The organism is Isoptericola sp. NPDC056578 (assembly GCF_042793275.1).
Taxonomy (GTDB): Bacteria; Actinomycetota; Actinomycetes; order Actinomycetales; family Cellulomonadaceae; genus Isoptericola.
Genome location: NZ_JBHTVC010000011.1, coordinates 1 through 9,933, shown reverse-complemented (window position 1 = coordinate 9,933; position 9,933 = coordinate 1). Strand labels below are relative to the sequence as shown.

Here is a 9,933-nt window from a genome sequence, read left to right as displayed (position 1 = left end):
GCTCGGGGTCAGCCCCGCTCCCAGTCCTCGCGTGCGCCGGGGACGACGGTGAAGAGCGGGTGCGCACGGACGCGCTCGGCCTCCTCGAGCGCCGGCGCGAGGCCGGGGGTGCGGACGCGGAGCTTGGCGGCCAGGTGCGCCCGTTCGAACTCCAGCTGCCCGTCCGTCACCGGGATCCGCGGCACCGGCGGGCGGCCGGCGTGGGGTGCGTCGAGGATCCGGCCGCGGTCGAAGGAGTACGTGCGGGCGGACGCCTCGGCCGCGATCCCCTCGAGGTAGGCCCCGACGGAGGCGAGCGGGTCGGGGGTGGCGCGGAACCGGGCGAGCTGCGGATGGTCGCGGTAGCCCTTCGTGCGCCCGGCGAGCACCGCCTGGGCGAGCAGGGCCTCGCGCCAGCAGGCCGTCAGCCCCTGCCGGTCGAGGTAGTCGGGGGCGAGGGACCAGAGGCGCACCGGGTCATCGTGACACGCGCACCCACCGCACGAGCAGCCCGACGCCGAGCACCCGGCGCCTCCGGCGCCCCGCCGGTCAGCCGGCGGTCGCGACGACGGCGAACTGCGGGCCGTCGGGGTCGAACGGGGCGCCGGACAGGTCGCCCAGCACGTCGACGGTGCGGAGCCCGGCGGCGGACAGCTCGCGGGTCAGCTCCTCGGGGTCGAAGTACCGGACCCAGTTGCAGAAGGTGCGCGTCCGCTCGGCCTCGACGACGTCGTACCGGTCCAGGGAGACGCGCTCCTCGTCGTACCGGTGCGTGGTGCGGAACCCGAAGTACGGGTCCGCCGACCAGAAGCCGTCCATGAGGTCGGGCGCGAAGACCGTCTCCTCCCGGACCGCGGCGAACGCCGGCAGGTGGTCGACGTCGAGCACGAAGGACCCGCCGGGGGCGAGGTGGTCGCGCACCGTGCCCAGCAGCGCCCGCCGCTGCTCCGGCGGCAGGGCGCCGTAGTCGCGCATGATCAGCAGGACGAGGTCGTAGCGGACGTCCTCCCGGTAGGCGAGGTAGTCCTGGTGCAGGTAGCGGACCGGGAGCCCCTCGGCGCGGGCGAGCGCGCGGGCGTGGTCGAGCGACCGCGTCGGCAGGTCGAGGCCCGTGACCGCCGCGCCGGTGCGGGCGAGCGGCGTCGTGTAGAGGCCGGGGCCGCAGCCGAGGTCGGCCACCGACGTGCCCTCGCCGACGTCGAAGCGGTCGACCAGCCACGCCAGCACGCGCTCCCGGAGCTCGGTCCGGTAGGTCGAGAGGTCGACGTCGGGGTCGAGGTGCGCGGCGAGCATGCGCGCGGAGATGTGGGGGTCGGTCCACAGGTCGGGGGTCGTGAGCGTCGCGTAGAGGGCGGGGCGGGTGGTGACGGCCGACAGCTGGCCGAACAGGTCGGGCACGGGGCTCCTGCGGGACGGGGGGCGGATCCGGCCACGCTAGCCGCCCGCCCGTCACGGGGGCGACGGAAATCAGGGTCTTGCGGGGCGGCTGAACACGTGTTTAGTCTGTTGAACATGCGTTCAGTCGATGTCGCGCCGGAGGTCCCTGCCGAGGACCGCGGGCCGCTCGTGCCGGAACCCGACGGCAGCACGCGCGGCCGGATCCTCGACGTCGCGATGCGCCGGTTCGCCCGGTCCGGGTTCGGCGCGTCCGTCCGGACCATCGCGTCCGACGCCGGGGTCAGCGCGGCGCTCGTCATCCACCACTTCGGCTCCAAGGACAAGCTGCACGCCGCGTGCGACGAGTACGTGCTCGCGTGGATCCGCGACGTCAAGCGCGACTCGATCGGCCGCGCCGCGGGCGGCAGTCTGCTGCAGGTGCTCGCCGCGGCGGACCAGTACGCGCCGCTCGTGGGCTACGTGCTGCGCTCGCTGCAGGTGGGCGGCGCGGTGGGCCGCGAGTTCACCGAGCACATGATCGCCGACGCCGAGGTGTACACGTCCGAGGCGGTGCGCGACGGCGTCGTGCGGCCCAGCCGGGACGAGGCGGCGCGGGTGCGCTACCTCGTCTACTCCTCCCTCGGCGCGATGCTGCTGTCCGTCACGCTCGACCCGCCGCAGGACGCCTCCGACGTCACCGCGGCCATGCGCCGCTTCATGGACGAGCTGTACCTGCCGATGCTCGAGCTCTTCACCGAGGGCTTCCTCACCACCCGTCGCATGCTCGACGACTACCTCCTGTACGTGCCGGACCCGCCGCCCGGGGCGCAGGCCCCCACCGACGGAACCCCCCACCACGACGAAGAGGAACCATGACCACCACGGCTGCAACCACCACCGGCCCGCGGGCCGCGAGCGCGGTCGAGATCCACGACCTGCGCAAGTCCTTCGGCTCCGTCCAGGCCCTCGACGGGCTGGACCTGACCGTCGAGGCCGGCCAGGTGGCCGGCTTCCTCGGCCCGAACGGCGCCGGGAAGTCCACCACCATCCGCGTGCTGCTCGGCCTGCTGCGCGCCGACTCCGGCAGCGCCCGGCTGCTCGGCGGCGACCCCTGGCGCGACGCCGTCGCGCTGCACCGCCGTCTGGCGTACGTGCCGGGCGACGTGTCGCTGTGGCCGAACCTCACCGGCGGCGAGGCCATCGACTACCTCGCCCGCCTGCGCGGGAAGCCCGACAAGAAGCGCAAGGCCGAGCTGCTGGAGCGGTTCGAGCTCGACCCCACCAAGAAGGCCCGCACCTACTCCAAGGGCAACCGGCAGAAGGTCGCGCTCGTCGCGGCGTTCGTCTCCCAGGTCGACCTGCTCGTGCTCGACGAGCCCACCTCCGGCCTCGACCCGCTCATGGAGGCCGTGTTCACCGAGCACGTGCGGGAGGCCAAGGCCGCCGGCACCTCCGTGCTGCTGTCGAGCCACATCCTCAGCGAGGTCGAGAAGGTCTGCGACACCGTGACGATCATCCGCGGCGGCCGCTCCGTGGAGTCCGGCACCCTCGACGACCTGCGCCACCTCACGCGCTCGGCCGTCACCGCCGTCGTCGACGGCGACCCGGCCCCGATCGGGGCGATGGCCGGGGTGCACGACCTCGCCACCAGCGAGAACGGTGTCGGCACGCGCGTGACGTTCGACGTCGACAACTCGGAGATGGGGCGTGTCCTGCCCGCCGTCTCCGCCCTCGGCGTGCACTCCTTCACCGCGCAGCCGCCGTCGCTCGAAGAGCTGTTCATGCGGCACTACGGCGACGAGCTCGCCGCCGACGGCGTGCAGGTCGAGGGCGCCACCAGCAAGGCGGGCGCGCGATGAGTGCCGTCACCGCCGCGCCGCCGCTCCGCGCGGGTTCCACGCGCTCCGGCGGCACCACGCTGACGGGCACGTGGAGCCTGGTGCGGTTCATCCTGCGCCGCGACCGCGTGCGCCTGCTCGTGTGGTCCCTCGCGATCCCGGCGCTGTACCTCGCCTCGCTCGGCGAGTACACGGCGATGGCGGACGACCCGGCCGGCATGCAGGCGCGGGCCGCGCTGGTGCAGACGCCCGCCATGGTGTCGATGACCGGGCCGGGGTACGGCACCGACGACTACACCGTCGGCGCGGCGGTCTCGAACGAGCTCGTGCTGTGGATGGTGCTGGCGCTCGCGGTCATGAGCATCTTGCAGGTGGTGCGCCACACGCGCGCCGAGGAGGAGTCGAGCCGGTCGGAGCTGGTGCGCGCGGCCGCCGTCGGGCGGCACGCGTCGGTCGCGTCGGCGCTGATCGTGGTGCTGCTGGTCAACCTGGTGGTCGCAGCGCTGTCGTCCGCGGTGCTGGTCGGGAGCGGGCTGGAGGCCACGGACTCGGTGGCGATGTCGCTCGGCGTCGCGATGAGCGCCATGACGTTCGGCGCGATCGCGCTGGTCGCGGCGCAGGTGACGGAGCACTCCCGCGGCGCCACGGGGCTGTCGATGGCGGCGCTCGGCGCGGCGTTCACGCTGCGCACCATCGGCGACATGCAGGAGCAGCACGGCAGCTGGGTCTCGTGGCTGTCCCCGATCGCGTGGGCGCAGCAGATGCGCGCCTACGTGGACCTGCGCTGGTGGCCCGCCGCCCTCGGCGCCGTCGCCATCGTGCTGCTGCTGGTCGTGGCGGCGTCGCTCGCCTCGCGCCGGGACTTCGGCGCCGGGCTGGTGCCCGACCGCCCCGGCCGCGCCGACGCCCTGCCGAGCCTGCGGACGCCGTCCGCGCTCGTGTGGGTGCAGCAGCGCATGGCCCTCCTGTGGACGACGCTCGGGCTGGCGTTCATGTGGTTCGCCACCGGCACGATCGTCAACCAGGTCGGGTCGATGACCGAGTCGCTCGCCGACAACCCGGTGTACGCGAGCGTCCTCGGCAGCGGCGAGGTGACCCAGGCCTTCGTCGGCATCATCACGCTGTACGCCGCGCTCGGCGCGGCCGCGTACGGCATCGTCGCCGCCCTGCGGGTCAGGTCGGAGGAGGACGCCGGACGCGCGGAGTACGCGCTCGCGACGCCGGTCTCCCGGGGCCGGTGGCTCGGGGCGAACCTCGCCGTGACGTCCCTCGGCACCCTGGTGGTGCTGGTGACGGGCGTCCTCGCGCTGGCCGGCGGCGCGGCCGTGGCGGGCACCGACGAGGTGACGTTCGGCCAGGTCGCCGAGGCGGGGCTGCTGTACCTGCCGGCGCTCGCCGTCTTCGTCGGGCTCGCGGCGGCGCTGTTCGCCTGGGTCCCCCGGGCGACGTCCCTGGTCTGGCTGCTGCTGGAGTACACGATCGTCGTCTCCCTGTTCGCCGACCTGCTCCACCTGCCCGACTGGGCGCGGAGGATCTCGCCGTTCTGGTGGGTGCCCGACCCGCTCACCGGCGACGTCGACGGGGTGCACGTGGCCGGGCTCTGCGCCGTCGCGCTCGTGCTGTTCGTGCTGGCGTTCGCCGGCTTCCGCCGTCGGGACGTCGCCACGAAGTAGCGCCCCGCCCCGCGAGTCGTCAGGCTCTGCGCGCCGTATACCGGGCGCTGGTCCTGACAACTCGCGGGGGCGGGTTAGCGTGGTCGGCCGTGAGCACCCCCACGGATCCCGGCACGACGGCGAGCGACCAGCCCGGCGCCGGCCACGACACCCAGCTCGCGCACGGCCTGCGCACCCGCCACCTGACGATGATGGGGCTCGGGTCCGCGATCGGGGCGGGCCTGTTCCTCGGCGCCGGCGTCGGCGTCGCGACCGCGGGCCCCGCCGTCCTCGTCAGCTACGCCATCGCGGGGGCGCTCGTCGTCCTCGTGATGCGCATGCTCGCGGAGATGGCGTCCGCGCTGCCCGCCTCCGGCTCGTTCTCCGTCTACGCGGAGGCGGCGCTGGGCCGATGGGCCGGCTTCCTGCTGGGCTGGCTGTACTGGTTCACGCTGATCATGGTGCTCGGCGTCGAGGTGACGGGCGTCGCGGGCATCGTCAGCGGCTGGTGGCCGGACGTGCCGCAGTGGGTCGTGGCCGCCGTGGTCGTGCTGGTGCTGGGCGGCATCAACCTCGTGGGCGTGCGGCAGTTCGGCGAGTCGGAGTTCTGGTTCGCGGCGATCAAGGTGGCCGCCATCCTCGCCTTCCTCGTGGTGGGCGTGCTGATCGTGGTCGGCGTCATCCCGGTGTCCGGCAGCGTGCTGGGCGACTGGGCCGCGCACGGCGGGTTCGCCCCCGCCGGCTGGGCGGGCATCGCGGCGGGCCTGCTCACCGTCGTCTTCGCGTTCGGCGGCATCGAGATCGTCGCGATCGCGGCGGCCGAGGCGCGCGACCCGCGCACCGCGGTGGCCCGCGCCACCCGCACCATCGTGTGGCGCATCCTGCTGTTCTACGTGGGCTCGGTGGCGATCATCGTCGCGCTCATCGCCTGGGACGACGCCGCGCGGCTGGCCTCGCCGTTCGTGTCCGTGCTGCAGATGGCCGGGTTCGAGGGCGGCGCGCGGCTCATGGAGGTCGTGGTGGTGCTGGCGCTGCTCAGCGCGTTCAACGCCAACGTGTACGGCACGTCGCGGATGCTCTTCTCCCTCGGGCAGCGCGACGACGCGCCCCCCGCCACCACCCGGGTCTCGCGTCGCGAGGTGCCGTGGGTGGCCGTGCTCGTGTCCGTGTTCTTCGGCGTCGTCGCCGTGGGGCTCAACTGGCTGCTGCCCGCGCAGATCCTCACGATCCTGCTCAACGCCGTCGGCTCCGCGCTGTTCGTGGTGTGGCTGCTCATCACCGTGTCGCAGCTGCGCCTGCGCCCGCGCCTCGAGGCCGACGCCGCGCGGTCGGGCGAGCCCATGCGGCTGCGCATGTGGGGCTACCCGTACCTCACGTGGGTCACGCTCGCGGGTCTCGTCGCGCTCGCCGGGCTCATGCTCTCCGACCCGGCGGCGCGCGCCCAGCTCGCCGCCACGGGCGGCCTGGTCGTCGTGATCCTCGCGGTCTACGCCGTCATGCGCCGGGTGCGCGCCGCTCGCTAGCACCGTCGGGGGCGGCGTCCGGCTTCGCCGGCCGGATCGTGGGCACGTCGCCGACGATCGGGATCGGGCGGCGGTGGAACGGGAACCCGTACCGGGTGACGAGGCCGGCGAGCGTCGTGACGCGGTTGCGCGGGCCGACGAGCGACATGATGTGCACGAACAGCCAGACCAGCCAGGCGAGGCCGCCCGTGAGCCGCAGCATCTTCGACGTCACGGGCAGGGTGATCTCGGCGATCGCGGCGCGGCGGCCGATGACCGCCATCGTGCCCTTGTCGTGGTAGCTCAGCGGCTCGGTGGCCCGGCCCTCGAGGAGCGCGAGGATGTTGCGCGCCACCTGCTGCCCGCCCTGGATGGCCGGTTGCGCCAGCTGCGGCAGCCAGTCGGGCGTCTCGGCGATGTCGCCGATCGCGAACACGCCGGGCCGCCCCTCGACCTGCAGGTCCGGGCCGACGGCGACGCGCCCGCCCTTCCGGCGGGGCAGGTCCCAGTCGTCCACCTCGGGGTGCGGTCCCACGCCGGCCGACCACACCGTGAGGTCGGCGCGGATGCGGGTGCCGTCGGTGAGCACGACGGCGTCGGGCAGCACCTCCGCGACGCCCGCCCCCAGGTGCAGCTTCACCCCGCGGTGGCCCAGCTCCTGCGCGGCGTACTCGCGCAGGCTCGGGTGGAACGCCTTGAGCAGCTCGCCGCCGCGCTGCACGACCGTGATCTCGAACGCGTCGCCGTGGATCTCGGGGTAGGCGGGTGCGAGCCCGGCGGTGCGCAGCTCCGCGAGCGCCCCCGCGACCTCGACCCCCGTGGCGCCGCCGCCCACCACGACGACGCGCAGGCCGTCGTCGGACCCCGGGGTGAACGCGGAGCGCTCCAGCCGGATGAAGAGCTGGTCGCGGATCCGCAGGGCCTGCGAGCGCGAGTACATGCCGAACGCGTTCTCCTTGGCACCCGGGGTGTCGAAGAAGTTCACGGTGACGCCGTTGGCGAGCACCAGGTGGTCGAAGGAGATCGTCTCGTCGTTGGCGAGCCGGATGGTGCGCGCGTCGTGGTCGACGCCGACCAGGTGCTCGTGCAGCACCCGCAGGTTCTTCTGCTTCAGTCGCAGCCCGCGGAGCCAGTAGGTGACGTCGCCCGGGTTCAGCCCCCCGGTGGCGACCTGGTACAGCAAGGGCTGGAACGTGTTGTAGACGCGTCGCTCGACGAGCGTGACCCGCACCGGCGCCTTCGCGAGCGCCTTCACCACCGCGAGACCGCCGAACCCTCCGCCGACGACCACGACATGGGGGAGGTTCTCGGTGCGTTCGCTCACGGGGACCACGGTAGGTGACCTGAGAGAATGCTGCCGTGCCCGAGCTCCTCGCCGTCTGCCGCGTGTTCGCCCTCCTGCCCGACGCCGGGACGGTGGGCGTCACCGCCATCGACAAGCGCCCCGTGGAGGGGCGGGTCAAGGCCCGCCCGTACGGGCTGTACGCGGACGTGCAGGCGGACCGCGCCAACCACGGCGGCCTGGACCAGGCGGTGTACGCGTACGCCCAGGAGGACGCCGACTGGTGGGGCGCGCAGCTGGGCTACGAGGTCACTCCGGGGCTGTTCGGGGAGAACCTGCGCACCCGCGGGCTCGAGGTGAGCGGGGCCGTCGTCGGCGAGCGGTGGCGCGTGGGCACGGCGCTCCTCGAGGCGACGGTGCCGCGCACCCCGTGCCAGACGTTCGCCCGCCGCCTCGACTCGCCGCCGCGCTGGGTGCGCCGGTTCACGCAGGCGAACCGGACCGGCGCGTACCTGCGGGTCGTGGAGAACGGCGACCTGGGCGCGGGCGACGAGGTCGAGGTGGTGCACCGGCCGTCGCACGGCGTGACGCTCGCGGACTGGTTCGGGGCGTTCAACCGGCTCGACGGCGCGCCCGTGCTCGCCGACGTCGCGAAGGCCCTGGTCGTGGCCCACGACGGCGGCGAGCTGCGCCTCAGCGACGAGCTGCGGGAGCGGGCCGAGAAGTCCCTGGGTCGCTGACCCCGGGGGCGCCCTCGACGGCGTCGCCGACCCCGTACCGGTGGCCCGCGTAGCCCCAGACCGCGAGGGCGAGCGTGGGCCCCCAGAACCACGCGGGGAAGTACAGGGCGCCCGTGGCGCCCATCAGGAGGAGCATCGGGACGGCGGCGCCGCAGAGCATGACGGCGACGATCCCGCCGGGCACGATGGCGGCGGCCGGCGGCACCGGGCGTCCTGCGCGGCGGCCGAACCAGCGCGGCAGCCGCTCGCCCCACGGCAGGATCAGGCCGAGCGTGAGCACGATGCCGAGCCAGGCGCCGGACGAGAGCGACAGGCCCTGGATCTTCACCGCCAGCGTCAGCTCCTCGCCGTTGCCGAGCTGCGGCCACGGGGTCAGCCAGCTGGCGCGGGCGAGCGCGTAGGGCAGCGGCCCGAGCGCCGCGAGGATCGTGAACAGCTTCCGGTGCCGGGTGACCCAGGCGGTGGCGGTCCGCAGCGACCCGCGCCGCCAGGCGCGCACGGCGACGAGGCCGCCCCAGGCGGCCGCCGTGGCGAGAGGCAGCAGAACCGCGGGCAGGGCCCACGGCTCGCGCGCGAGCCCTGTCGAGACCGCGCCGACCCAGGTGGCGAACGCGTCGCGGCCGACGACGACGCCGACGACGGCGAGCACCGCCACGGCGGCGAGGGGCAACCGCCACGCGGGGCGGTTGCGGAACACCTGGACGCCCGCCCAGACGGCGAGGACGGGGACCGCGAACGACACGAGGTAGCCGGCGGCGGGGAGCGTGCCCGACCCCTGGGCCAGCAGGCCGAACAGGACGACCTCACCGGCGCCGACCGGCGCGACGAGGCGCCCGGCGGCGCGGGCGGTGGGGCGGGCGAGCGCGGCCGCGGCGGTCACGACGCCGAGCAGCGCGGCCGCGAGCAGGACCAGGACGAGCGACGCCGCGGGCACCAGCCCGGCGGCGAGCATGCGCCCGTCCTCGAGCAGGGGGTCGAGGTCCGGCCGGGCGACGAACCACCCGAGCATGGCCGCCGTGGCGGCGGACGCGACGAGCGCGGCGGCGGCGAGCCGGCGGTCCGGCGGCCGCGCCTCGACGGCGTGCGGGGCGCTGCCGGGGCCGGCGTCGCGCCGGGGGACTTCTCTGGGGACGGACGTGCTGGTCATCGTGCTGCCTCCGGTCGGTCGGTGGGTGTGCTCCCACGCTCGCGCCGGGGGTGGCGGGTGGCCTCCCCCGTGCGGGGGAAGCGCGTCCCCCGCGCACGGGAACCGGCGGGCGGCCGACGGCCGTGATCGCCGGCAGAAGACGGCCTGCGAAGGCTCGCGGCGGGCGGCGGGTGACCATGGCCCGTCCCTCGGACCGGCGGGGGCGTGGTTGCTGCCCGGCCGGTCGTCGGACGCGCGATGAACCTCTTGTGGTGTCAGTCGATCCTCGCTAGAGTCGAACACATGTTCGAAGACGACGGAGCTCACGCCGCGCCGCCCGCGGCCGACCCCCGTGGTTCTCGGACGCCCGGCTCCGGTGCGGCCTGTGCCCAGGCCGCACCGGAGCGACGCACGTCGCGCGCGCCGCACGTCACGGC

9 protein-coding genes are annotated in these 9,933 nt (G+C 74.7%); 5 read left to right on the top strand and 4 right to left on the bottom strand.

Annotated features, from left to right (window positions below):
* Positions 1-8 precede the first annotated feature (8 nt).
* Both ACFQ80_RS06580 and ACFQ80_RS06575 read right to left on the bottom strand, forming a co-directional pair.
* Complete coding sequence (locus ACFQ80_RS06580) at positions 9-452, bottom strand: pyrimidine dimer DNA glycosylase/endonuclease V (protein ID WP_430563047.1); 444 nt, start codon at positions 450-452, stop codon at positions 9-11.
* Between the two features lie 76 nt (positions 453-528).
* Positions 529-1,377 carry an SAM-dependent methyltransferase gene (locus tag ACFQ80_RS06575; RefSeq protein WP_430563046.1) on the bottom strand — a complete coding sequence of 283 codons (849 nt, stop codon included), beginning with the start codon at positions 1,375-1,377 and terminating at the stop codon, positions 529-531.
* 114 nt (positions 1,378-1,491) lie between these two features.
* Here ACFQ80_RS06575 and ACFQ80_RS06570 point away from each other — a divergent pair, with 114 nt between their 5' ends.
* The 4 genes from ACFQ80_RS06570 (at position 1,492) to ACFQ80_RS06555 (ending at position 6,369) form a co-directional block, all read left to right on the top strand.
* Entirely contained in the window at positions 1,492-2,232 is a 741-nt protein-coding gene (locus ACFQ80_RS06570) for a TetR family transcriptional regulator (protein ID WP_430551030.1), read from the top strand.
* Positions 2,229-3,215, top strand: a complete 987-nt coding sequence (locus ACFQ80_RS06565; RefSeq protein ID WP_430551031.1) for an ATP-binding cassette domain-containing protein — start codon at positions 2,229-2,231, stop codon at positions 3,213-3,215. The genes ACFQ80_RS06570 and ACFQ80_RS06565 overlap by 4 nt, the downstream gene beginning before the upstream one ends.
* Entirely contained in the window at positions 3,212-4,867 is a 1,656-nt protein-coding gene (locus ACFQ80_RS06560) for an ABC transporter permease (protein WP_430563045.1), read from the top strand. The genes ACFQ80_RS06565 and ACFQ80_RS06560 overlap by 4 nt, the downstream gene beginning before the upstream one ends.
* 89 nt (positions 4,868-4,956) lie before the next feature.
* Positions 4,957-6,369, top strand: a complete 1,413-nt coding sequence (locus ACFQ80_RS06555) for an amino acid permease (protein WP_430563044.1) — start codon at positions 4,957-4,959, stop codon at positions 6,367-6,369.
* Here ACFQ80_RS06555 and ACFQ80_RS06550 read toward each other — a convergent pair.
* The gene (locus ACFQ80_RS06550; protein ID WP_430563043.1) at positions 6,341-7,672 is read right to left on the bottom strand and encodes an NAD(P)/FAD-dependent oxidoreductase; all 1,332 of its coding nucleotides are present in this window, start codon (positions 7,670-7,672) and stop codon (positions 6,341-6,343) included. The genes ACFQ80_RS06555 and ACFQ80_RS06550 overlap by 29 nt on opposite strands.
* A 35-nt stretch (positions 7,673-7,707) precedes the next feature.
* Here ACFQ80_RS06550 and ACFQ80_RS06545 point away from each other — a divergent pair, with 35 nt between their 5' ends.
* Positions 7,708-8,370 carry an MOSC domain-containing protein gene (locus ACFQ80_RS06545; RefSeq protein WP_430563042.1) on the top strand — a complete coding sequence of 221 codons (663 nt, stop codon included), beginning with the start codon at positions 7,708-7,710 and terminating at the stop codon, positions 8,368-8,370.
* On the opposite strand, the gene ACFQ80_RS06540 is transcribed toward ACFQ80_RS06545, so the two are convergent.
* Positions 8,324-9,517, bottom strand: coding sequence for a hypothetical protein (locus ACFQ80_RS06540; protein WP_430563041.1), 1,194 nt, complete (start codon positions 9,515-9,517; stop codon positions 8,324-8,326). The genes ACFQ80_RS06545 and ACFQ80_RS06540 overlap by 47 nt on opposite strands.
* Positions 9,518-9,933 lie beyond the last annotated feature (416 nt).